Origin of the sequence: Succinispira mobilis DSM 6222 (genome assembly GCF_000384135.1) — a bacterium.
Lineage (GTDB): Bacteria > Bacillota > Negativicutes > Acidaminococcales > Succinispiraceae > Succinispira > Succinispira mobilis.
This window is the reverse complement of sequence record NZ_KB913028.1, coordinates 72,696-97,366: the sequence shown is the minus strand read 5'-3', so window position 1 is coordinate 97,366 and position 24,671 is coordinate 72,696. Positions and strand designations below refer to the sequence as shown.

The 24,671-nt window shown below is 37.8% G+C and carries 20 protein-coding genes; all 20 read left to right on the top strand.

What is annotated here, in order from left to right; genetic code table 11:
* The first annotated feature begins 146 nt into the window (after positions 1-146).
* The 20 genes from SUCMO_RS0100445 to kdsA all read left to right on the top strand — a co-directional run bounded on the left by SUCMO_RS0100445 (position 147) and on the right by kdsA (position 24,661).
* The gene (locus SUCMO_RS0100445) at positions 147-1,490 is read left to right on the top strand and encodes a TolC family protein (protein ID WP_019878386.1); all 1,344 of its coding nucleotides are present in this window, start codon (positions 147-149) and stop codon (positions 1,488-1,490) included.
* A gap of 168 nt (positions 1,491-1,658) precedes the next feature.
* Positions 1,659-5,984, top strand: coding sequence for a translocation/assembly module TamB domain-containing protein (locus SUCMO_RS0100440; protein ID WP_019878385.1), 4,326 nt, complete (start codon positions 1,659-1,661; stop codon positions 5,982-5,984).
* A gap of 12 nt (positions 5,985-5,996) precedes the next feature.
* Positions 5,997-6,605, top strand: a complete 609-nt coding sequence (locus SUCMO_RS0100435; RefSeq protein WP_019878384.1) for a sigma-70 family RNA polymerase sigma factor — start codon at positions 5,997-5,999, stop codon at positions 6,603-6,605.
* Between the two features lie 134 nt (positions 6,606-6,739).
* A complete protein-coding gene (locus SUCMO_RS0100430; protein WP_019878383.1) occupies positions 6,740-7,276 on the top strand; it encodes a hypothetical protein in 537 nt (178 codons plus the stop codon).
* The gene (locus SUCMO_RS0100425) at positions 7,276-9,078 is read left to right on the top strand and encodes a BamA/OMP85 family outer membrane protein (RefSeq protein WP_019878382.1); all 1,803 of its coding nucleotides are present in this window, start codon (positions 7,276-7,278) and stop codon (positions 9,076-9,078) included. The genes SUCMO_RS0100430 and SUCMO_RS0100425 overlap by 1 nt, the downstream gene beginning before the upstream one ends.
* Positions 9,079-9,111: 33 nt before the next feature.
* A complete protein-coding gene (locus SUCMO_RS0100420; protein ID WP_156819214.1) occupies positions 9,112-10,353 on the top strand; it encodes a hypothetical protein in 1,242 nt (413 codons plus the stop codon).
* A gap of 194 nt (positions 10,354-10,547) precedes the next feature.
* Complete coding sequence (locus SUCMO_RS0100415; RefSeq protein WP_019878380.1) at positions 10,548-11,021, top strand: OmpH/Skp family outer membrane protein; 474 nt, start codon at positions 10,548-10,550, stop codon at positions 11,019-11,021.
* A gap of 73 nt (positions 11,022-11,094) precedes the next feature.
* Positions 11,095-12,075: a GumC domain-containing protein gene (locus tag SUCMO_RS0100410; RefSeq protein WP_019878379.1), complete on the top strand. Its 981-nt coding sequence runs from the start codon at positions 11,095-11,097 to the stop codon at positions 12,073-12,075.
* Complete coding sequence (locus SUCMO_RS0100405; protein WP_019878378.1) at positions 12,075-12,491, top strand: OmpH family outer membrane protein; 417 nt, start codon at positions 12,075-12,077, stop codon at positions 12,489-12,491. Before SUCMO_RS0100410 ends, SUCMO_RS0100405 begins: the two co-directional genes overlap by 1 nt.
* A gap of 13 nt (positions 12,492-12,504) precedes the next feature.
* The gene (gene lpxD / locus SUCMO_RS0100400; protein WP_019878377.1) at positions 12,505-13,554 is read left to right on the top strand and encodes a UDP-3-O-(3-hydroxymyristoyl)glucosamine N-acyltransferase; all 1,050 of its coding nucleotides are present in this window, start codon (positions 12,505-12,507) and stop codon (positions 13,552-13,554) included.
* Positions 13,555-13,666: 112 nt separating this feature from the next.
* Positions 13,667-14,527: a lysophospholipid acyltransferase family protein gene (locus SUCMO_RS0100395; RefSeq protein ID WP_019878376.1), complete on the top strand. Its 861-nt coding sequence runs from the start codon at positions 13,667-13,669 to the stop codon at positions 14,525-14,527.
* A gap of 2 nt (positions 14,528-14,529) precedes the next feature.
* Positions 14,530-15,408: a UDP-3-O-acyl-N-acetylglucosamine deacetylase gene (gene lpxC / locus SUCMO_RS0100390; protein ID WP_051084560.1), complete on the top strand. Its 879-nt coding sequence runs from the start codon at positions 14,530-14,532 to the stop codon at positions 15,406-15,408.
* 1 nt (position 15,409) lies between these two features.
* Positions 15,410-15,847 carry a 3-hydroxyacyl-ACP dehydratase FabZ gene (gene fabZ / locus SUCMO_RS0100385; protein WP_019878373.1) on the top strand — a complete coding sequence of 146 codons (438 nt, stop codon included), beginning with the start codon at positions 15,410-15,412 and terminating at the stop codon, positions 15,845-15,847.
* A 161-nt stretch (positions 15,848-16,008) separates the two neighbouring features.
* Positions 16,009-16,824: an acyl-ACP--UDP-N-acetylglucosamine O-acyltransferase gene (gene lpxA / locus SUCMO_RS0100380; protein WP_019878372.1), complete on the top strand. Its 816-nt coding sequence runs from the start codon at positions 16,009-16,011 to the stop codon at positions 16,822-16,824.
* A 26-nt stretch (positions 16,825-16,850) separates the two neighbouring features.
* Positions 16,851-17,654, top strand: coding sequence for an LpxI family protein (locus tag SUCMO_RS0100375; protein WP_019878371.1), 804 nt, complete (start codon positions 16,851-16,853; stop codon positions 17,652-17,654).
* Positions 17,655-17,667: 13 nt separating this feature from the next.
* Complete coding sequence (lpxB, locus tag SUCMO_RS0100370) at positions 17,668-18,813, top strand: lipid-A-disaccharide synthase (RefSeq protein WP_019878369.1); 1,146 nt, start codon at positions 17,668-17,670, stop codon at positions 18,811-18,813.
* Positions 18,813-20,543: an ABC transporter ATP-binding protein gene (locus SUCMO_RS0100365; RefSeq protein WP_019878368.1), complete on the top strand. Its 1,731-nt coding sequence runs from the start codon at positions 18,813-18,815 to the stop codon at positions 20,541-20,543. The genes lpxB and SUCMO_RS0100365 overlap by 1 nt, the downstream gene beginning before the upstream one ends.
* 20 nt (positions 20,544-20,563) lie before the next feature.
* Positions 20,564-23,101 (top strand): tetraacyldisaccharide 4'-kinase, encoded by a 2,538-nt coding sequence (gene lpxK, locus SUCMO_RS0100360; protein ID WP_019878366.1) that lies wholly within the window; start codon positions 20,564-20,566, stop codon positions 23,099-23,101.
* Positions 23,101-23,829, top strand: coding sequence for a 3-deoxy-manno-octulosonate cytidylyltransferase (gene kdsB, locus SUCMO_RS0100355; protein ID WP_019878364.1), 729 nt, complete (start codon positions 23,101-23,103; stop codon positions 23,827-23,829). The genes lpxK and kdsB overlap by 1 nt, the downstream gene beginning before the upstream one ends.
* Before the next feature lie 13 nt (positions 23,830-23,842).
* Positions 23,843-24,661, top strand: a complete 819-nt coding sequence (gene kdsA / locus SUCMO_RS0100350) for a 3-deoxy-8-phosphooctulonate synthase (RefSeq protein WP_019878363.1) — start codon at positions 23,843-23,845, stop codon at positions 24,659-24,661.
* The last annotated feature ends 10 nt before the right edge of the window (positions 24,662-24,671 follow it).

The window sequence follows — 24,671 nt, the reverse complement described above, 5'->3', positions numbered from 1 at the left end:
AAATTTAGAGTGTTACTAAGCTACTTGGTTGATAAACTTTACGGGGGCTATTGACAAATACCATAAAAAAAAATAAAATTGACTATGTAGTCGATAAATAAGATTGAGTGGGTTTTTAGGATTTCTGATAAATTTGGAGGGTTATGATGAGTATTGTAAATAGAAAAAAAATCGCAATAAGTGCTATTTTGGCAGGAAGCTTTTGGTTTTCCCAAATTGGTTTTGCGGCACCAATGGAATTAACATTGGACAAAGCAATCGATATGGCTTTAGCAAGTGAACCGAGGGTTTTTATTGCCGATTCTAGTATTAGCACGGCTAAGGCCAACAGAAGAATTGCCAGAGCTGGAGGCGGTGTTACAGTTGATTATGATTATACTTTCAAAAAAACGGGGCAAACTAAACCTTCGATAGCGGATTCGATAGAAAACAGCAACAGCAATTTACTTACGGCGAAACTGCCAATTTATACAGGTGGAGCGGTTAGCGGGAATATTGATAAAAGTGAAAAAGCAATGCTGGCTAGTGAGTACAGTTATGACAAAGTTTTGCAAGAAGTATTGTTAGATACAACTAATAACTATTATAAAGTTTTGCAAGCCCGTAATACGGTTAAATTAACTAAAGAATCGGTGGAGAGATTACAGGCGCATTTGACGAACGTACAGGCTCAATTTTCCGTGGGTACGGTAGCGAAAGTTGATGTATTGCGTTCAGAAGTTGAATTAGCAGATGCTGAACAAGAATTAATTAAAGCCAAAAATGACTATGATTTAGCAGTTGCTAATTTGAATAACATTATTGGCAATCCCTTAGACACAGAAATTTCTTTGCAAGAAGAATTGGAATACAAACCATATACAGAGAGTTTGGAAAATTGTTTAGCCTATGCGTTAGAACATCGCCCTGATATTCATGCGGCAAAGCTGAATGTTGATGCTGCCAATGATGCGGTTAAAGTAGCTAGTGCTGATTATCTACCTAAAGTATATTTAAGTGCTACGAACTCTTGGACGGGAGAAAATTTCCCAGGCAATGATAAGTCTACTTGGATGGTTGGAGCAAGTATGAACTTAAATGTCTTTGATTCGGGTATAACATCAGGTAATGTAAATAAGGCTAAAGCAGAACTATTTAAACAACAAGAATTAGAAAGACAACTCGTCTTAACAGTTAATTTGGCTGTTAAAAGCGCTTACTTAAATTTGCGCGAAGCAGAAAAGCGGATTGGTACAGCGAAAGTAGCTGTAGTAAAGGCGGAAGAAGATTATAAAATTGCGCAAGTTCGCTATTCAGCTGGTGTGGGCACGAATATTGATGTGATGGATTCGCAAGTCGCTTTGACGAAAGCTAAAAACAACTATATTCAAGCCTTATACTCTTATAATACTAGTAAAGCAAGCTTAGATGAGGCAATAGGCTTAGCAACTGGAAAAGAAATTGCTAAAGATCCAATAAAGAAACAACAAAAAGCAATAGCAAAAGGCTGACAGTTCTAAACTGTATTTAGATTAGGCGATTGATTGGAGAATATTTGCAGAAATGCTACTTGACAATTATCATCGCCTGTTTCTAGGTACAGTTTTTTTGCAAAAAAGGAAAAATAGAAGTTGTGCCGAATATTTTAGTTAAGTAGTTTAGAAAGGTGGGGAGCAACAGTGCTAGATAAGCGCAAAATATTTCCAATATGTGCAGGAATAATTGCTGTTATTATAATAGCCAGTTATGCTCTGCTACCAAGTTTGTTACTGAAAATTAGAGATAATATTGTTGCGGAAGCACGCCCGTTATTAAATGCCCAACTGGAGGTTGGGAATTTAACCATGGTGGGCATAAATAAAATTAGGTTGGAACAGTTGACCATTAACAAAGCTGATAAAACACTAATTTCTTTACCAGAGACAACTTTAACTATCGCCTTTAGTAATATTTTTTCGGCCAATAAATTACAGGTGATTGAAAAAATTGAGCTGACTCAAGCGCAAATTAATTTAGAAGTTAATGCGCAAGAAGAATGGAATATCCAAGATTTACTAAAGCCTAGTGAAGCTTCACAAAATAAATTGCAGGCCTTGGTGATCTTTCAAGATAGCATTATTGATATTAAATTTCCTGAGCAGGATGTACAAACTAAATTAAATGGTACGATAGACACTCGGGTTGCTAAAAAATATAATTTAGACTTAAAGCTTGATTTGCAAGAAGTTGGACAACTAACTACTCGAGGCATTTTAGATGAACAAGGTAGAGGTAAGGTTGAATTTATTGCGGCGGATTTGGCAGTTGCTAAACTGGAAAAATTAATTGCCAAATATACAACTCTACAAAATGTTGCTGGTTCGTTGCAAAAGATAAACTTAATTTATCAAAACGCAGATAAAGGCAAGTTGTTATCAGGTAAATTAGAGGCAAAGGATTTAACCGGAAAAAAACAAATCGAAAATATGCTGGTGGATTTTGCGGTGCAGGGTCCGTTGCAATTAACTGACAATGTGTTAAGGTTTGCGGGGACACAAGTTAAATTCAATGAAGCTCAAGCGAAACTAAATGGGGAAGTGTTTTTGGATAATGGCTTACGCTTTCGAGCTTTAACAGCGCAAGTGCAAGCGGTGGAATTGCAGAAGTTTTTCCCGGAACTACCCGTGCAAGGACAAATGCAAGGCAGTGTCCAATTGGATGGCTCAATTGATAATTTAGTGGCTACGGGCTTAATAACTGCCGATAAGCTATTAGCTCAGGAAATGATGTATAGCAGTCTTAAATTGCCATTTAAATTACAGCAAAATCAATTATTTTTAGAGCAAGGGGAAGTTACAGCGGGTGCGGGCAAAATTAAAATAAACGCTGAATATGGATTGCGCAACAATAAAATAAATATCCTAGCTAGTGCAGAAAATATAGAATTGGGGGCTATACAACAAGTCCAAGGGTTAACAGGCAGTGTAAACTTAGATTTTGTGGCTGCGGGTGTTCTAAGTGCGGAAAAAGTTGAGCTATTAGGAAATATTAGCGTTGCTAATTTAAAATATCATGGTTTAACAATTAAGGAAGCAAGTTTAGATTTTACGAAAAACAATGATGAATTAAAACTATACAATGCTCAGGCAAGTGTTGATGAAACAGGTGAAATAACCTTGCAAGGCGGCATTAAGCAGCAACAACTAGACTTAGACTTGACTGCTCAAGGAATACCTGCGCAAGTGTTGGCAAGTTATGGGGGGGTTGAAGCCCGAGGCAAATTAAATGCTACTGCCAAAATTCAGGGTACACTTGATAAGCCTGCAGTTTGGGCCAATATTAATTCAGGCAAAATTGTGTTAGCGGGACAAAATATTGATGCTGTAGTAGCTGAGGGCAGGTATCAAGGGTCGCGGCTAGAAATAGCCAACCTAGAAATTACCACGAGCAAGATTATGAATTTACCGCAGGGTAAACATCGGGGCCAAGGGGTACTTGATTTCACGACAACTGTCCCAGAAGTACAAATAGAAGTTGTTACCAGTGGTGCCAGAATCGATGAATTGGCGACAGCTTTTTTGCCAATCAAGGTTACAGGCTTTTTTGATAACCAGATTAAAATTACGGGAAAACTTAATCAGCCGCAAATTGCAGGGCAATTTAAGTTGTGGGAAGGTTCGGCCAATGGTTTCTTGCTAGATCGGGTAGTGGGAAGTTATGATTACCGAGCTGGCGAATTGTTGCTTAAAGATGTTGAAGTTGCTTCGTTGCAGGCTTTGGCGCGAATTAATGGTAAAATGTCCAGGGCGGGGGATTTAGATTTTTCTGTGCAAGCAAATAATATTGATTTACGCCATTTGCCAGTAAATAAAGAATATACGCCGCAGGGCTATGCGGATTTTACAGGGAAACTTACGGGTAACTTAAGACAACCAGTGTTTAAAGGTAATGTTCAAGCTAAAAAAATCAAACTGTTGAACCAAGAGTTTACCGACGTTAGCGGTAGTCTTAAAAGTGAAATTGGTTTAAAAACAGAATTCGATCTTAACTTTAGACAAGGTACAGGTCAATTTGACTTTTATGGTGGATTAGACTTGTTGCAAGCTTATCTTTATGGGCAATTAGCTGTAGAAAATGCGGATATTGCTTCGTTGTTAGCTTTAGGTAAATCTGATTTAGAAGCTACAGGCCTGTTAACTGGGGAGATAAATTTAAATAGACGCGGTAAAGGAACAGGCATTGAGGTGTTAGGACAAATTCAAGCTGGTTCGGTGCGGAAAATTCCTTTGCAAAACATTCAAATAGATATTTTGTTAGATAAGCGCAAAGTACAAATTAATAAATTTGAAGCTTTACAAGGACAACAGGGTAAATTGGTATTGTTAGGCAATGCCGAGTTTGCTGGGGCCGTTAATTTAGAATTAGCAGGTCAAAATCTCGATGCTAAATTGCTCACGGTACTAAGTAAAGAACCAGTGGATTTGACGGGGAATTTAGATTTATTAATGCAGGTTACGGGACAAACTCTTAAGCCAGACATCTCGACTTCTGTGCAAATTGCCAATGGTGCTCTAAATAGCGTTGCTTTTGATAACCTATATGCATTATTAACAGTAGAGCAATTACAAAAGCTTAATATTCAACAACTTTTTATTCAAAAACAAGGTTATAAGGCCAGTGCTTATGGTTATATACCCATGGATATTTTTAAACCTTACGCAGAACGCAAAGATAAAGCGGCACAAATGGATGTGTTGTTCAAATTAGATAATGCTGATGTCGGGATTTTGACAACTTTAACTAAGCAGGTTGCTTATGCTAAAGGTGCAATTTTAGGTGATTTGCGTGTTACGGGCGATTTTAATGCGCCACAATTATACGGTAGTATTAAGACCGATAAGGCCGTAGTAAAATTAGCTGCATTTAAAAACCCACTTTTAGAGCTTAATTTGGACATTGATTTTCTAGGTAAAAAAGTTCGCTTAAAAGAATTATCGGCGCAAATGGGTGAAGGTAATTTGTTGGCCGTAGGGGATTTAAATATCAATGGCAACGGGGTGGATAATTACCAGTTAGACATTAATCTGAATAAATTGGCAATTGATTCTGCTTATACGGCGGGGCCTCTAACGGCTAATTTAGTAGTAAAACCGCAACCGCAAAAATCAAGACCAGTTATTCAAGGGCAAGTGTTGTTGGATAACTTAATAATCAACATTCCGACAATTCCTGAATTTGGGGCGGGAACTTTACCTGCTGTCGGTTTGGATATCGCCATTGACATTGGAAAAAATTTAAAAATGTATAATCCCTTGCTATATGACTTAGATTTAGAAGGCAATTTAAAAGTTTTGGGGAGTTTGCGTTATCCTAATATCGATGGGACAATTAGAGTAACGCGCGGCACCATAAACTATTTGCGCACACCTTTTAAAGTTAAGTCGGCTATTTTGGGCTTTCCTTTGCAGGGATCATTGATACCAAGTATTAATCTATATGCCACTAGCAGATTGTTTAGAACGGATATATTCTTAAATGTGCGTGGCCCAGTAGATGAAATGGATCTAAAGCTAACTTCTAATCCCCCTATGAGTCAGCAAGAATTATTTAGAATGTTAACCTTGCGTACTCAAGCTACGAATACAACTGCGGTAGAGGGCGAAGATGCTAAAGCCTTGTTAGCAGCGGGTTTGCAAATGAGTGTGTTTGGCGAGTTAGAAAGTGCAGTGCGGGATACGATAGGTATTGATGAGTTTCGCCTATATCAAGGGGAGTTATTAACAGGCACAACTTTTGGGAATAATGGTAAAAAATTTGGCGCGAAAAAAGATGATTATGAAAGCTATAATGTTTTAGTAAGTAAATATATAACCGATAAAGTACTGTTAGGTTATACAACAACTTTAGACCGCGAGCACTATAATTATTATATGCAGTATGAGGTAGATAAACGTATAAATTTCAATGTTGGTTGGGATGAAAGTCGGCGTTACCGCTATGGGGTGGAGTATAAAATTAATTTTTAAGGAGGGATAGGCTTGTTAAAACAATATTTGCAGGAATTAAAAAAAATTGTTTTGTTAGAAAAGGCTGAGGAACAACTTTTGTGGCAAGCTTATGCTGCAGGTTGCATTGAAAGCAGAACTAAATTAGCAACAGCCTATCAACCCTTAGTTTTTAAGACGGCCTTAGCCTTTGGTCTTGCGGAAAATTTAACATTGGAATTAGTGCAAGAAGGTAATTTAGCCCTAATAGAATGTATTGAACGCTATGACTATACTAAAGAAGTAGCTTTTAGCTTATTTGCCCTACATAGAATTCGTGGGCAAATGATTGATTATCTAAAAAAGAATTCCCGTGAGGTAGAGAGTTGGAGTGAACTTAGTCAGGAAAGTTTAGTTGAGCCTGGCAAGAGTGCCCAAACTCTCTTAGAAGAAGAATATATTGCGCAAAAACTTCAAGAAGCTTTGGCAAAATTACCAATTAAAGAGCAGGAAGTTTTGGCCGGTATATATTTTCAAGAACAAGAAGTCGCGGCTTTGGCCGCACAAATTAATGTTACCCCCGCCTATATTTATAAGTTGCGCAAACAAGGAATTAATCGAATAAGAGGGATGTTAGCGAGAGTTTGGCAAAATTTTAAATAACTTAAAAAATAGTTATCTAAGGGTTTATAAGCGAGCTAATGTAATAAAACTGGATAATATAGTCAAAAATAAGAAAAATAGCTACTATCAAAAAAAGATGTTGCTCAGACTTTGTTTATTGTGGAGGTGACAGCATGGTAAAAGCTAAAGAAGGAATAGGCACCAAAATAAAAATTGTAAAACAATGGTTAAATAGTGCAGAGGATAGCTTTGCTAAGGACAATGCTGTGCGCGGTCATTTGGATTTAATGCTAGCGGAAGCAGAGATGAAGCATTTGCGCTTAGGGACGACAAGCGTTTTGCAAAAAAAATATCGCCAGCTTATTTTACTATTAGCGGTTTGTTTAATTATGCCCTCTGCTTATTGGTACTTTACGAAACAAGAAAAAATTGTTAATATTGTAGATAAAAGTATTACAGTGGAGAGGGGATTGTTAAACTCTGAAAAAAATATAAAGACACAGCCAATACAAGCCGAAGTCAAGCAACAACCAGTTTTGTTAGAAACGCAAGAGCGACTGGAAACAGCTAGTCGTGAACCGCAACCAGAAATTCGAACAGAAAAAACGTCAGAGCTAAAGACTAGATTTACGGAACAGGAAAAACAAGCTTTGGTACGCCAAGCGCAAAAAGGTTTGCAAGGCTATAATAAAAACATAGGGGGACTGTAATGAAAAAGGTTATCATCGGAAGTAGATTAAAAAAGACGTTATTGGCGACTTGCTTAACTACAGCTATTGGGTTTGGTGTATGGGAAAATGTTATTTTAGCGGCAGAACCAGAAACGATAAATGCGGCTACTACAGCTGTCCAACAAGAAACAACTAAACAAGAAAGCGTGGAAGGGAAAACTGTAGTTAAAGTTGCGGTTCAAGGCAATAAATTGATTGAAAGTGGTTTGCTGGAGAGTGTTGTCTCTTTAAAACCGGGCATGAGTTTGACTAAACAAGCACTAGATAATGACTTGCAAGCAATATATAGCTTAGGCTGGTTTTATGATGTGCAACCAGAATATAATTTGGTCCCCGAAGGCGTTCAAGTTGTATATCGGGTATTAGAAAACCCCATTTTTTCTAAATTAGAAATTCAAGGTAACTCTGTATATAAAAATGTAGAGTTGGCTAATATGATAACCCTACCTAAAAATAAGATTATCAATTCGGTGGAGTTAAATAAAAGCATTCGCGCCATTGAAGCTAAATATAAGCAAGATGGGTATATTTTAACGCGGATTAGCGATGTAAAAATGAACGAAGATGGAACCTTGAAACTTACTGTAAATGAAGGTAATGTAGAAGGGTTTAGTGTGAAGGGCAACAAAAAAACCAAAGCCTACGTAGTCACTAGAGAAATGCGGTTAAAAGTTGGGAAACCTTTTAACTCGAAAGATGCGCGCCGCAGTATTCAACGGATTTACAATTTAGGCTACTTTGAAGATGTTAATGTAAAGCTTAATCCTGGACGTAATCCGAATGCCGTAGAAGTTGAAGTTAGCGTTGTGGAGATGAATACAGGTACTTTTGGTATTGGTGCCGGTTATAGCAATAGTGATGGGTTTGTCGGTATTGTAAGCTTGGGTGATAAGAATTTCCGTGGTACGGGCGATAAAGTTAATATTCGTTGGGAATTTGGCGGCGAAAGCAATAAAAACTATGAATTTGGTTATGTACGCCCTTGGCTAGATAAAAAAGAAACAGCTTTAGGTTTATCAATTTATGATGCTACAAATGAATATCAAGAATATAATGATGATTCTAGTGATAAAGCTCGTTATGATAAAAAACGTCGTGGTTATGAATTAACCTTAAGTCGTCCACAATCAGAGCATGTAACCAATTTTGTGACCTATAAAGATCGGGAAGATACTTATGTAAAAGCGATTGAAGGTCATGAACCTCAATATTATCGTGATAACCCTGGGAAAATTTCTGAAAACTTTGGTTTAACTCGTAGTGTTACTTTGATGCGAGTAGTGGATACTAGAGATAGTGTACATAACCCTAGTGAAGGCACAAAAGTTTCCGTAGGGGCTGAATTTGCAGGAATGTCTGGTGATTTTAACTTTAATAAATATTTCTTAGACAGTCGCTGGTATTTTAAGCAAAACAATGATCATGTTATTGCGGTTAAATTTGACGCGGGCTATGCGGATGGGACAATGCCCTTGAGTCAAAGATTTTCTTTGGGTGGGGCAGAAACTTTGCGCGGCTATAAAGATGATCAATTTAAAGGCTATAAAATGATGTCAGGTACCTTGGAATATCGCTTCCCAGTTGTGAAAAAAGTACAAGGGGTAGTGTTCTCCGATGCTGGTTATGCTTGGAATAAAGGCGTGAATATGGATTTAAGTGATATAAAAACTAGTATTGGTGTGGGCTTTAGAATTACCTCGCCTTTAGGTCCAGTGCGCTTAGATTATGCGATTGGTGAAGAAGAAGGTCGCTTCCATTTCAGCTTTGGCGGTCAGTTCTAGACGATCATGGGTAAATTTTGGAAATTGCTGGTAATGCTAATTATTTTAATCGGTTACTCAAGTTCAGGAGTTGAAGCACGGGAAATTCAAACGGTGCAGCTGGAAATCAGTTATCCGCAAAACATTGATGTTGCCGTGCAAAAAAGGATGCAAGCAAGTTTATTGCCGATTACCGAGCAAGTATTAGTCGGGCGAACAGTCCAAGAAATTATACCTGATAAAATGGTTTATCAGGAGCTATTTAAAGATATTGTTAATCGGACTTTTACTGGTTATCAAGTGGCGAGCATTAATTTGGATTTAGCAGAGCAAAGTCGGTTGCAAGTAAAATTACAAGCTTGGGGAGAAACAATTACTGGAGTAAAAATGAACTTTGATTATTCAGGAGTTCAAGAATTGTGGCAACCGTTAATAGCCGCCCAAGCTTTAAAAGCAACAGCGCAAGTACCGCTCATTTTCCAAGGGATGCCCATAGAGGCAACCTTTTGGTTAAATAGTGTGGCCCGAGAGCGTGTTTATCAACAAGCACAAAAATATTTGCCGGCATTTAAGGTTGTAACTCAGTTACATGGTGAGAAAGAGCCGGAATTTGATGTGACGATTATTCCCGTAGGTCAAGAGGTTCAAACTGTTAACTTAACTATGTACTCCAAAAATATTCCCAAATTATTAATGTTGGAGAGTAAAAATAAGTTTCAAAGGACAGCAAATACTTTGCGCGGCTTGCCTTTAGAATTTATTCGGGAAAATCAAGTAGCGATAAAAGAAATTTTAACAAAAGAGTTACTCCAAGACAAATTTGTTGCCCGCTATAAACTTTTTAATAGTCTAAATTTAATTATTGCAGAGAATTTACAAGTAGAAGTGCAATTAGATCTGGCAGATTATAATTTTTGGCTGGAAGGTTATTTAGATTTAGGTCGAAGCGAAAAATCTTCATCGGGCAAAATGCATATTGGTTATGACTTATCGAAGAATAACGAAATTCTCTTAGAAACGAGCTTGTATACTGATAGTATGCAGTTTGATGTCGATTTGGGCATAGCACAACGCTATAAGAAAACAACGGTAACATATCTGCGGCGTGTAAATAGCCATGAGGATATTTTTCGTCTGCAACATCAATTTAATCGCGATTGGGGTTTGCGGATTGAACGTAAGCCAGCGGAGCATGAAAATGAATTTGCGCTTAGTTATCGAGTCCATGAATTTTTTACGGCGGAATATGTATTTTCTAACAAAGAGCGCTATTTTAGAATTGTAACACGCTTGTAAAATAAAGCTGGGTTGGCGACAAATAGTCAGAGAAAAAATTTAAAACTCTAGGATTTACTTGAAAATAACTGTACTGCTTGATATAATGGTGCAGTAACTTGTTGTAATATCTAAAAAAATAGTAAAATCGCAGCAAGTTTCAGGTAAGTGCGTTAAGTATAAGAACAATTTAAGTTGAAAAGGGGCAAGATATTATGAGTATGGACAAATTAAGAGACAAGAGAAATATAAAAATAGTTTCCCTTGTAATTGCAGCATTTTTTGTGCTAGGAATTTTAGGGATGGCTTTATCGCAAACAACTAGCGTAGGTTCTGCGGCAGCGGCAAATTCAGGGGTGGGTGTTGTTAATTGGCAATCTCTGGTAGTGCAACATCCAGATATGGCAACTTTGAAAACTAGCATGGATACTGAAGTAGCAACCGCTAAAAAAGAATTTGAAGAAAAAGCAAAAACTTTAAACCAAGAAGAACAACAACGTTACTATATGCAATTACAAGAACGTTTAGCAAATAAAGAACGGGAATTAATGGTGCCATTAATGGATAAGATTAATGCTGCAATTAAAAAAGTTGCCACTACTAAAGGCTTAAGTGTAGTAGTTGATAAACAAAGTGTTATTTATGGCGGCACAGATATTACCGAAGACGTTATTAAAGCTTATAAATAATTTTAGGGGCTGTGCAAAAGAATATTTTGCCACAGTCCTTTTTTAAAGAAATGGCAAATAGGGGATAGGCGCAATGTCAAAAATAATGAAATTTATTTTCTGCCTGAGCTGTATTTTATTGCTAAATGGTTGTGCACAACAAAAGCAAGAAAAAGTTACACAAGATAGTTTTGCCATAATTTCACTTACGGAAGTTATTAAGGAACATCACTTATACAAGGAATATCAAGGAGTGCAGGATAAGCTTGTTCAATTGCAAAATTTGCAAAAAATGCAAAAAGAAATGAGCCGTAAGCAGTTAAGTGGTTTAGATAAGTTTTATGTACAAACCCAATTAAACCAAGGAAAGTTTAATGAGGCTTTATTTCAAACAAAACTCTTAGAAAAGCAAGTAGCATTAGAAAAACAGTTGGATAAAAAAAGAAAAGATTTGCAACTTAAAGGTAAAGAAGAGCTTTTGGCTAAGAGAGCAGAGCTTGAAGAAAAATATAAGTTGGAATTTTTTAATTTACGCACACAACAACAACTGCTTTTAAATGCGCCCACTAAATTTAGAAGTGAGCAAGAATTAGCAGCTGTAAAAGAGACTCAAAAAAATTTGCAAGCTGAGCAATTAGCCTTAAAACAAAAAATTGAGCAAGAGTTATTAGAGCTGATAAATGTACAGAAACAAGAAATAGAACAGGCTATGCAACCTTACTATCAGCAAGCACAGCAGGAATTAGCAAACTATGCCCAAGAGTTACGGCAACAAATAAAGTCAGAGTCGCAGAAAAATTTACAGGGCTTAGAACAAAATATGCAAAAGTTACCAAGCCAGGTAGAAGATACTTTGTTGAGTGTGCAAGCCGAAATAGATAATTTACAAAGTCGCAAGGACTATTTGTATCGAGAAATTTATCAAGATGTGGAAAATCAGACTGCCAAAGTGGCCTTGGAACAGGGGTTCACAGTAGTTTTTAAGGATGTGCGGCTGAATATAGCGGCAACAGATATTACCAAGCAAGTTCAGGTGGAATTGCAAAAACATAAAAAAGAAAAGGGGAAAAAATAGTGAAGAAATTTTCTAGACTTACAATATTATTAATTTTGGTTATAGGGTTGTTAGTATCAGGTTGTGCGGGACGCAATAATGCAATTGGTGTTGTTGATATGGAAAAAGTAGCGACAAGCAGTGAAAAAGTTAAATCTTTACAAACTCAAATGCAAGAGAAAATTAAACTAGCAGCTGAAGAACTGGACAAAGATCGTCAAGCTCTGCAACCAGAAGAGTTTAACAAAAAGAAAGTAGCTAAAGATGCCGAACTAAGAGGCCTAAGCCAAAAAATGCAAGATGAGTTAGAACAAGAAGTGCAAAAAATCATGGCGGAAATTGCCAAAGAAAAAAATCTTGGCGCAGTATTAGTTAAGCAAGGTGTGGCTCAAGGTGGCGTTGATATTACAGACGAAGTTATAAAAAGGCTGAAATAGTAGGAGTAGCGTTATGAAAAAAACTTTAAAAGAAATTGCAGAGTTGCTAGCTGGTAAAATTATAACTGGAACGGAAAGTTTGGAGATTGTTGAGGCAACAAGTATTGATACAGCAACTAAACAAAGTATAACTTTCGCCTTGGAAGAATATCTCGAAAAAGCTCTAGCCAGTGAAGCAGGAGCGGTAATTGTACCAGAAACAGTTACAGTTTTTGCTAAACCAGCAATTGCGGTGGCAAATCCTAAGGAAGCTTTTGCTAAATTGGCAGCTTTGTTTGCACCTAAAGTTGAGATAGAAAGTGGTGTGCATCCTTTAGCCTATGTGCACCCTTTAGCCTATGTGCACCCTACAGCTAAGTTAGGTAAAGATGTTAGTGTGCGTGCCTATGCAATAATTGAAAAAGATGCTGTAGTGGGTGACAATTGTATTATTTTTTCTAATGCTTATGTTGGGCAAGCAGCAGAATTAGGCGAAAATTGTGTATTGCATGCCAATAGTGTGGTGCGCGAATTTTGCATTTTAGGTAAGCGTGTTACCTTACAAAATGGTGCGGTAGTTGGGGGCGATGGTTTTGGCTATACTACCAGTAATCGCCAACATACTAAAGTACCACAAGTTGGCAATGTTGTGTTAGGCGATGATGTTGAAGTAGGTTGCAATTCTTGTATTGACCGTGCAACTAACTATAAAACTAGTACAATAATTGGTGCGGGGACTAAAATCGATAATCTGGTCCACTTAGCGCACAATGATATTGTGGGAGAAAACTGCTTGTTTGTGGCTCAAGTCGGAATTTCTGGCAGCGTGACCATTGGTGATAATTGTACTTTTGCCGGACAAGTAGGCAGTGCAGGACACCTGCAAATTGGTGATAATTGTGTTTTTGCAGCTCGTAGTGGCATTACGAACGACATTGCTGCCAATTCGTTTTGTGCGGGTTTTCCAGCTCGTCCCCATAAAGAGTGGTTAAAATTGGAAGCTTATAAATCAAAGTTGCCAGATTTAAATGCCAAAGTTAAGAAATTGGAAAAAAGATTAGCAGAGTTAGAAAAAAAGAGCTAATAAATATATTTGTAGATAAAATGCCAATTGTTGTCTAGTCAACAATTGGCATTTTATTGTATAATAAGAAGGTGTATTTGGTTTATCAACAAGAAAGTGATGATGAGATAAAATGATTAGTTACTATATGGCAAAGTTGGTTAGTAAATTTGTCTGTTGCCTACCGCAAGGAATGAGAAGTTTTATTGGCGTTGCCTTAGGTCACTTAGGTTGGCTTTTAGTACCGCAGTGGCGCAAGAAAATGGCTATTGATAATATTAGTCATTGTTTGCAGGTCGATAAAATTCAAGCACAACAAATTGCTAAACAAAGTGTATATCGTTTTGGTAGTATGTTGCTCGAAGTACTGTATTTTCCTAAAATCAAGCAAGAAAATTTGTCTGAATTTGTTACATTTAAAAATAAAGACATTCTCGATCAAGCCTTAGCTGAAGGTAAAGGAGTTATTTTGGCAACAGCGCATTATGGCAATTGGGAATTAATGGCCCATGCCTTAGCCTTAAACGGTTATCCGCTCCTATCAGTAGCACGCAAACAAAATAATGTGGCTATGGATCGATTTATTAATGAATATCGTAGTTTGGCTGGGGGGCTGGTAACTTATAAAAGTGGCGTATTAGAAATGGTACGGTACTTAAGTGAAGGTTTTTGTATTGGCTTATTGATGGATCAAGATGCTGGACCAGATGGAATTATGGTCGACTTTTTGCGGAAAAATTCATCTACGCCCAAGGGACCGGCAGCGCTAGCTAGGTTGAAAGGTGCACCTATTGTACCAATTTTAATCTACCAAGAGCGACCTGGAAAACATGAGATTTATTGTTATCCCAGTATGCATGTAACTAAAACTTCAGATCGTGAAGCAGATATTCGTAAGATGACTGAAGAATTAGTGGAAGTATTACAAGGTGCAGTTCAAGCCAGACCAGCGGAATGGTTTTGGTTACATAATCGGTGGAAAACAAAAAAATAAGAATGAAAGTAGGTATAAGATTGAATAAAGAAGATAAATCTTTGCGGCAACAGCGAACCATAAGTAAAGCTATTGCTTATGCGGGGATTGGTTTGCACTCTGGTAAAGCTGTGGAGATCAGGCTATTACCAGCAGCGATAGATTATGGTATAAAATTTTTGCGCACTGATATTGCCCAAGCACAACCGATAAGTGCTAAGGTGACGAATGTAACTGATACTTTACGAGCGACTACAATTGCTAATGCCGTAGGGACGCATGTCTTTACAGTGGAACATCTTTTAGCAGCACTGGCGATGCTAAATATTGATAATTGTTTAGTGGAAATATCTTCCCCCGAACCACCGGTAGCCGATGGTAGCGCTAAAGTTTTTTTAGATTTGCTTGAACAAGCTGGGATTGAGGAACAAGTTGCCTCAGTTCAGGAGTTCTGCTTGCCAGAGGTTGTGGCAGTATACGATGCAGATAAATATATTTGTGCTTTGCCTTATGATGGGTTTCGAATTTCTTTTACATCAATTAACAATCATCCCTTATTAGGTACGCAACACTATGATTTAGTAGTAAGTGAGGCGGCTTGCAAAACAGAAATAGCCCCAGCCAGGACAATTGGTTTTATGCATGAAGTAGAAATGCTAAAGAAAATGGGTTTAGGGTTAGGTGGCAGTCTAGAAAACGTAGTGGTTTATGATGAAAAAAGTGTATTGACACCGCTAAGATTTGAAGATGAATTGGTAAGGCATAAAATTCTTGATGTGATTGGAGATCTATCTTTAGTAGGAAAAATAAAAGCGCATATAATTGCTGTTAAGTCTAGTCATGCGTTAAACATACAATTAGCGAAAAAAATTAACGAATTAAAAAATTTGGAGGGAAAATAAGATGATAACTTTAAATGTACAAGAGATTCAGGAAATTATACCACACAGATATCCATTTTTATTAGTGGATAGAGTTCTAGAATTGGAACCAATGAAAAAAGGTGTAGGCATAAAAAACGTAACTATGAATGAGGCACATTTTATGGGTCATTTCCCTAACGAACCAATTATGCCTGGGGTATTGCTTATTGAAGCTATGGCACAAGTCGGTGGTATTGCGATGTTGTATCCAGCAGAAAATCGTGGTAAAATTGCTTATTTTACGGGAATTGATAAAGTTAAATTCCGCAAACCTGTAGTACCTGGAGATCAAGTTATTATGACTGCGGAAATTGTTAAGACTCGAGGCAATATGGGGAGAATAGCTGCTGTAGCTCATGTAGCTGGGGAACTAGTTGCTGAAGGGGAATTTATGTTTGCTATTTCTGAAAAAAAATAAAAAATTGAAAAAGAGTGCAATAGATTAAAAAAAACAAAAAAGTAGCCGTTATTCGCTGATAAAGTTCTTTAAAGGTCAAAAATGGCTAGTTAAAAAAAAAAGTTATTTAGGACTGTGTGTTTATAAAGAATGCTAAAGGCGAAATTTGGGAGAGTGAAGTAATGTTAGGCATAGATGAACAAATCCATCCAACGGCAGTAATCGCAAAAGGTGCTAAATTGGGAAAAAACGTAAAAGTTGGGCCCTATGTAGTTATTGGTGAAAATGTAGTTATTGGCGATGATACTAAAATATATCCAAACGTAGTTATTGATGGATGGACTACTATAGGCAAAAATTGTACAATATATGCAGGCGTGTCCATTGGCGGCGAACCACAAGATTTGAAATTTGCTGATGAACGTAGCTATGTTGTAATTGGTGATAATACTAAAATTAGAGAATGTGTAACAATTAACCGGGGTACTGGAGAAGATTCAGAAACTAGAATTGGTTCGAATGTATTATTAATGGCCTATGCTCATGTAGCACACAATTGTATTGTTGGCAATAATGTTATCTTGGCAAACTGTGCGACTTTAGCTGGACATGTTGTAGTAGAAGATCGGGCAATTATTGGTGGTTTAAGTGGTGTGCATCAATTTGTGAAAATCGGTCGTAATGCGATGATTGGTGGCGCGAGCAAAATAGTTCAAGATATTCCTCCCTTTGTGATAGCCGATGGTAATCCAGCGACTGTAGCTGGGCTTAATAATGTAGGCATAGCACGGGCGGGGATTGTTGCAGCGGTAAGAAGTAATTTAAAGAAAGCCTATCGAATTTTATATCGTTCGGGCCTAACTTTAGAAAAAGCGATTGAAACAATGGAACAAGAATTAGAGATGAGTGAAGAAATTGAGCATTTATTGAGATTTCTGCGGAATGTTGAACGCGGTATTTGTCGGGGCAATAAACGTTGTAATTCTGAAAATCAATAAAACTGATAAATAATGGATGGTGTGAAATGTTTAAAATTGGTTTAATTGCAGGAGTTGGCAATTTACCTTGTGAATTTGCTAAAGTTGCTAAAAATTATGGATTTCAAGTAGTGGCGATTGCAGTGGTGGAAGACTATGAAAAATCTTTACAAGAACATGTAAGTGTTTTATATCAAGCACATATTGGTGAACTAGATAGTATTATTAATTTATTGAAGCAAGAGCAAGTTTTTGCTGTGACTATGATTGGCAAAGTAACCAAAGAACATTTATTTAACGGTAGTGTGCGACCAGATATGCGGGCACTGAAGTTACTGCAAAGTTTACCTAATCAAAATGATGATACGATTATGTTAGCTTTGGTACAAGAGTTAGCTAGCGAAGGCATTCGGGTAATGGACCAAAGTAAATTGCTTACAGGACTAATGCCTAAGGCAGGAGTGTTAACCGAACGCAAACCTACAGAGCAAGAGCAAGCAGATATTGACTATGGCTATGAAATGGCATTGAGAATTGGGCAACTGGATATTGGCCAAACAGTTGTGGTTAAAAATAAAGCAATAATGGCAGTAGAAGCGATTGAAGGCACTGATGCTTGCATTTTGCGGGGTGGCAAATTAGCACGTGGCAATGCTGTAGTGGCTAAAACCGCTAAACCAGCACAGGATAATCGCTTTGATATCCCTTGTGTAGGAGTGCAAACAATTGAAGCGATGATCGAGGCTGAAGCCAGTGTGTTGGTAATGCAGGCAGAAAAAACTTTGTTTGTTGATCAAACGAGTGTTTTAAAATTGGCGAACGAACACAATATTTGTATAGTAGTAAAGTAAATGAGGTGATTTTATGCCAGGAATTATGATTTCCGCAGGCGAAGCGTCAGGAGATTTGCATGCTGGGGCCCTAACCGCGGAATTGCTACGTCTAAATTCCCAGTTACAGATTTATGGTATGGGAGGGGACAATTTGCGGGCAGCTGGCGGGGAAGTAATTTATGACATAAAAGAGCATGGAGTTATGGGGCTGGTAGAAATAATTTGTAAATTGCCAGCTCTTTTTCGTCTTAAAGCGGATATGTCAAAGCTGATGGACGAAAGAAAGCCAGATTGCTTAGTAATAATTGATTACCCAGGATTTAATAAGCGGCTTGCACAAGTAGCACGTGCCAAGGGAATACCGGTTATTTCTTTCATCAGCCCTTCGGCTTGGGCATGGAGGAAAGGGCGGGCGAAAACCATGGCAAAGATAGTTACGGTTATAGCCGCTATTTTTCCTTTTGAGCGCGATGTTTATTTGCAAGCAGGTGCTAAGGTTGAATATGTCGGTCATCCGTTAGTAGATATAGTGAAACCTAGTGCTGATTTGACGCCCGCGAAACTTAAGGCAGGAAAAGTTGATGGTCAGCCGCTAGTACTTATTTTGCCGGGTAGTCGCAAACAAGAAATTGAAAAAATGTTGCCCGTGATGTTGCAGGCTTGTGAAATAATAAGGCAGCAGTTACCGCAGGTGACTTTTTGTTTGCCTCAAGCCAATACTATTTCCCGAGAATTGTTAGAGCAATATTTAATGGGATTTTCTGGGCAGATAAATATCATAAGCGGAAATAATTATGATATAATGAGTGTTGCAGATGTTGCAATTGCAACTAGTGGCACGGTAACTTTAGAGGCGGGGTTATGTAAATTACCCTGTGTTATTGTCTATAAAACTGCGCCCCTTACGGCCTTTATTGCTAGACGGTTGCTAAATATTCCCGATGTGGGTTTGCCGAACATTGTCATGGGCGAACGTATTTTGCCAGAGTTATTACAAGAACAGGCCACGCCGACACGGATTGCTCAAGAAACACTGCACTTGCTACAAGGCGAAAATTTGCAGCAAGCAAAATATAATTTAGAGCGTATGCGAGACAAATTAGGTAGTGGAGGTGCAATAAATAAAGTTGCACAATTAGTTTTAAGAATAAGTAAAAATGAGAAACGGAGTACATAATGAATCTATATTTAAGATTATTGTATTATGTAAAACCATATTTACCGCGCTTGATAATTGCTGGTCTTTGTACGATATTAGCAGCAGCAGGAAATCTGTATGTGCCTTGGATTATTAAAGATGTTATCGATCGCGTATTAGCTGAAAAAGATGCGATGATGCTAAATACTATTTCTTTAGGAATTATCGTGGTGTTTTTTTTGCGGGGAATATTTTTTTATGGACAGACTTACTTAATGGCTTATGCTGGACAACGAGTAATAATAGATATCCGCTTAGCGGTATACAGGCAACTACAAAGGCTAAGTTTATCTTTTTATGAAAAACGCAAAACTGGCACAATTATGAGTTATGTAACTAATGATGTAGGCGCTTTGCAAGGCGCTCTAATTGACAATGTAATTGAGTTATTGACCGAGGGTTTTGTTTTATTGGGCTCAATTATAGCGATGATTTACTTAGATTGGAAGTTGACCTTGTTTACATTTTCGACCTTCCCCTTAGTACTGATAGTTATAGATTATTTTGGTAAAAAAATACGTAGTTCGGGTAGCCTTATTCAAGAACGGACAGCCGATATAACCTCGATTTTGCAAGAGAGCATTTCTTCGGCGCGGATTATAAAATCTTTTGTTCGTGAAGACTATGAAATTAAACGCTTTGATCGTGAGAACGTACTCAATTTCAAAGCGAGTATAAAAAATTCTCAACAAATGGCAGCTTTAACACCTACCATTGAATTTGTAGCGGCGTTAGGTGTTACAGCAATTATTTGGTATGGGGGCCGAGAAGTTATAAGTGGAGTATTGACACCAGGATCTTTGATTGCTTTTTTAGTTTATGCAGTTAATATTTCTAATCCGATAAAGCGTTTGAGTCGAGTTTATGGCAATATTCAACGTGCTTTAGCTGCGGCGCAACGGGTTTTTGACATTTTAGATTTACAGCCGGAAATTCAAGAAATTGCAGATGCTAAGCCCCTACCTTATATTAAAGGGGATGTGCGTTTTGAAAATGTTTCTTTTAGTTACAATCCCAATGAGCCAGTACTTACGGAGTTGTCTTTTGCCAATAAAGCAGGACAAATGGTAGCAATAGTGGGGCCGAGTGGTGCTGGTAAGTCAACAATTGCCAATTTATTGCCACGTTTTTATGATATAACAGCCGGCAAAATTTTTATTGATGATTTAGATATTAAGTTGGTTACCTTAGACTCTTTGCGAGAACAAATTGGAATAGTACCTCAAGAAACGATGCTCTTCAATGGTTCGGTGTACGATAATATTCGTTATGGTAATTTACAGGCCACAAGAGAAGAAATTGAGCAAGCGGCGCGCGATGCTAATGCTGAAAAATTTATTTTACAGCTACCAGCTGGTTATGAAACGATGTTAGGTGATCGGGGCGTAAACTTGTCGGGTGGGCAAAGGCAACGGATTGCTATTGCTAGGGCTATTTTGAAAAATCCACGTATTTTAATTTTAGATGAAGCGACTAGCGCTTTGGATACTGAAAGTGAACATGTAGTTCAAGAAGCTTTGGATCGCTTAATGGTGGGACGGACTTCTTTTGTGATTGCGCATCGTTTAACCACCATTCAAAGAGCCGATATGATTTTGGTCTTAGATAAAGGCAAATTAGTAGAAACGGGTACACATGAGCAGTTACTAGACAAAGGCGGTTTATACGCACGCTTGCATCAGGTGCAGTTTGCAGAAAAGCATGCTTAAATAAAGGATGATATTAAGTAATGTATATAATTTACAATCTTTTACTAATAATAGTATTTATCTTCTTAGTCTTACCAATGTTCGGCTTACGGGCATTGAAAGAGGATGGCTTTAAAAGACGTTTCAAACAGAGTTTGGGATTTCTGCGCCCAGAAGATATTGCTTTGGTAGCAGAAAAAAACTGTATATGGATACATGGTGCCTCTGTAGGGGAGATTGTGGCAACTAGCCCGCTGGTTAAGGAAATAAGGCAGGCATTTCCCAATACTCCGATTTTGGTTTCGGCTGTAACTACAGGTGGGTATTCGATGGCTAAACAAATAATTCCTGAAGCGACTGCGATTATCTATTTCCCTTTAGATATTTGTTTTATAACCAATTGGGTAGTAGAGAGAATAAAACCGCGGGTATTTATGCCAGTAGAGACGGAATTATGGCCTAATTTTTTGCGCACGATTAATCAAAATGATATCCCGGTAATGATGGTTAATGGACGAATTAGTGACAAAAGCGTGAAAAGCTATAAATATCTGTTTGGAATTTTAACAGATATGCTCGAAAGTGTAGATAAATTTTGCATGCAATCTAAGTTGGATGCAGAATATATTATAAAATTAGGTGCAGCTAAAGAACGTGTTGTGGTAACAGGCAATACAAAATTCGACCAAACGTATGCAGAAGTTACGCCCGAAGATAAGGAAAAATTTTTGGCGGAGATGGCGTTAACTGGCAGCTATCCGATAATTGTGGCTGGCAGTACACATCCCAATGAAGAAAGTATGCTTCTGGTATCTTTTGCGCAGATATTGGCTAAATTTCCTGAAGCCAAACTAGTAATTGCACCGCGTAAACCAGGTAGAGTGCAAGAAATAACACATTTAGCCCAAAAAGCTGGTTATAGTGTGGGTTTCCGCAAAGAGTTATTAACTCAACCTGCGGCAGAACGGTTGGCTAGTCAAGTAATTTTAATTGATACTATTGGTGAGTTAGGTAGAATTTATGCAGTCGGCGATGTTGTCTATGTTGGTGGGAGTTTGATAACTCATGGTGGTCATAATGTCTTAGAACCAGCAGCCCATGCCAAACCGATTGTTGTTGGACCACATATGTTTAATTTTAAAGATTCTCATGCCTTGCTAAAACAAAATAAGGCCTGTCACACTGTTAACAATCAACAAGAGTTAACAGAAAGTCTGTTAAAAATTGTGAGCGATGATAATTTAAGAAATAGTATGGGGCAGGGTTCTTTGCAGGTTATTATTGATAATCGTGGTGCGGCTAAACGGAGTATTGAATATTTACAAGCTTTATTGGCGGGCGATGCCATTCATGGTAAAAACTTAAATTATTCGATTAATAATGCAACTAGCAGACATATAACAATAGAAGGTGGCGAGCGAATGCGGCAACGTGAAGCCGTGAAGTTATATTTATATCGCTTGGTACATGGTAAAATCAACCACTATTGGGATTATTTTATTTTAATTTTTTTACGAGTGGCTTCAGTTATTTATGAGCTGGGCGTGTGGACTAAACTCGCTCTGTATCGTACTGGGATTTTACAACAAAACAAATTGGATTGTATGGTCATTAGTCTTGGTAATATTACAGTAGGGGGCACAGGTAAAACACCTACTGCTCAAAAAATGGCGGCCTTAATTAGAGATTTAGGTTACCGTGTAGTTATTTTAAATCGTGGTTATCGAGCTCATTGGGATGATCCGATTGGGGTAGTTTCAGATGGTAAAAGAATTTACATGACGGCTTTCGAAGCTGGCGATGAAGCGTATTTATTAGCTAAAAATCTTCCTGGAGTGCCAGTTGTTATTGGTAAAGATCGGGCGATTACAGGTAAATATGTAGTAGATAGTATGCGCCCCGATGTAATTATCATGGATGATGGTTATCAGCATTGGCAACTAGCTCGGGATTTAGATATTGTACTAGTAGATACCTTAAATATGTTTGGCAATAATTGCCTATTACCGCGCGGTACTTTGCGGGAACCATTAGAGAACTTAGATCGGGCAAATATGTTTTTGTTGACCAAGACTAATCAATCAACAGAAGCAGCCAAAGAAAAAGTTAAAGAAGTATTAGCGAAAAATAATCAACACGCTATAGTTTTTGAAAGTGTTCATAGCCCCTGCTACTTTGTGGAGATTGCAGACTGGTATAAAGGGATAAAAGATAATAAAAAAGATTTACAAGACTTGAAAGGTTGCGCCGTAATGGCTTTTTCTGCGATTGGCAACCCATCTTCTTTTGAACAATCCTTAGCGGATATTGGCGTAGAATTAGTGGAGACTATTCGCTACCCTGACCATCATGATTATGGGATGGTAGAAATGCAGTATGTTACGGAACGCGCTTTAAGTCAAAAAGTACGAGCGTTGATTACTACAGAAAAAGATGCTGTAAAAATTCCTTCGGAATTTATTTATTCACAACGGGAATTGCCCCTATACATTTTAGGTATCGAGGTGAAAATGCTCAATGGTGAGCGAGAATTCCTAGATATTGTGGAAGAAAAGATTAAAAAGGGGAAAAGAAAATAATGAAGGTTATATGTGTAATTCCAGCTAGATACGCATCAAGCAGATTACCCGGGAAACCTTTAGCGGATATTTGTGGGAAACCGATGATTCGCTGGGTATATGAGCAGGCTAAACAAGCGAAATTGTTGGAAGATGTGATTGTGGCTACTGATAATAGTTTGGTTTATGAAGCTGTGCAAAATTTTGCGGGTAAGGTATGTATGACTAGTGCTGCGCATACTAGTGGTACAGATCGACTAGCAGAGGTAGCACAACATTATCCTGAAGTGGATTTAATTGTTAATGTTCAAGGCGATGAACCCTTAATTCCTAGTGAAATTATTGATCGTTTGGTTACAGCCTTTTTACAAGAACCAGATTTGCAAATGGCGACGCTAAAAACGGTAATGCCAGCATCTGAATATGCTGATCCAGCCTGTGTAAAAGTGGTAACTGATTGTGATAATAATGCATTGTATTTTTCGCGTTCGCAAATACCTTATGTTCGGAATAAATTAGCGACAACACAAATATATAAACATATTGGTGTTTACGCCTATAAACGCGATTTTTTGCTTAAGTTTGCTAGTTTACCAGTGGGTTATTTAGAGCAAATTGAAAGTTTGGAGCAACTCCGTGTTTTAGAAAATGGTTATAAGATAAAAGTTTTAGAAGTTGCTTATAATGCGGTAGGCGTAGATACCCCAGAAGATTTGGAAAAAGTTCGCAAAGTTCTTGCGATAAGATAAAGAAGGTGTAAAAATGCAAATTGTAAAAATAGGAAATTATCAAGTAGGGGATGGAAAAAAGTTAATGTTAATGGCGGGGCCTTGTGTATTAGAAGGCTATGAACGCAGCTTAGCAATTGGCAAGCGGGTGAAGCAAATAACGGACAAATTGGGAATTAATTATGTTTTTAAGGCTTCATATGACAAAGCCAATCGTTCTGCTTTCAATTCCTTTCGTGGTCCTGGACTAACAGAAGGGTTAGCCATGTTAGCCAGTATTAAACAGGAATTGCAAGTACCAGTGGTTAGCGATATTCACGAAGTTTCTCAAGTTGAACAAGCAGCTCAGGTTTTAGATATTTTACAAATTCCCGCATTTTTATGTCGGCAAACTGACTTAGTCTATGCAGCAGCTCAGACGCAAAAAGTTGTAAATGTAAAAAAAGGTCAATTTTTAGCTCCTTGGGATATGAAAAATGTGGTAAATAAAATTTTAGAAGCCGGGAATAAAAATATTTTATTAACGGAACGGGGTTCAAGTTTTGGTTATAATACTTTGGTAACCGATATGCGTGGTTTAGCAATAATGCGAGAAATAGGCTACCCAGTAGTAATGGATGCCACTCATAGTGTACAAATACCTGGGGGCTTAGGCACAGCTTCGGGTGGACAAAGTCAATATGTACCGCATATGGCGCGTGCCGCTGCTGCTGTTGGCATAGATGCGTTATTTCTAGAAGTGCATGATAATCCAGCAGAAGCTTTGTCAGATGGTCCCAATATGGTTAGCTTAGATAAATTAGAAGAACTATTGACAGATGTACTAGCAATTTATAAAATTGCACATAAATAAGGTTATTCTT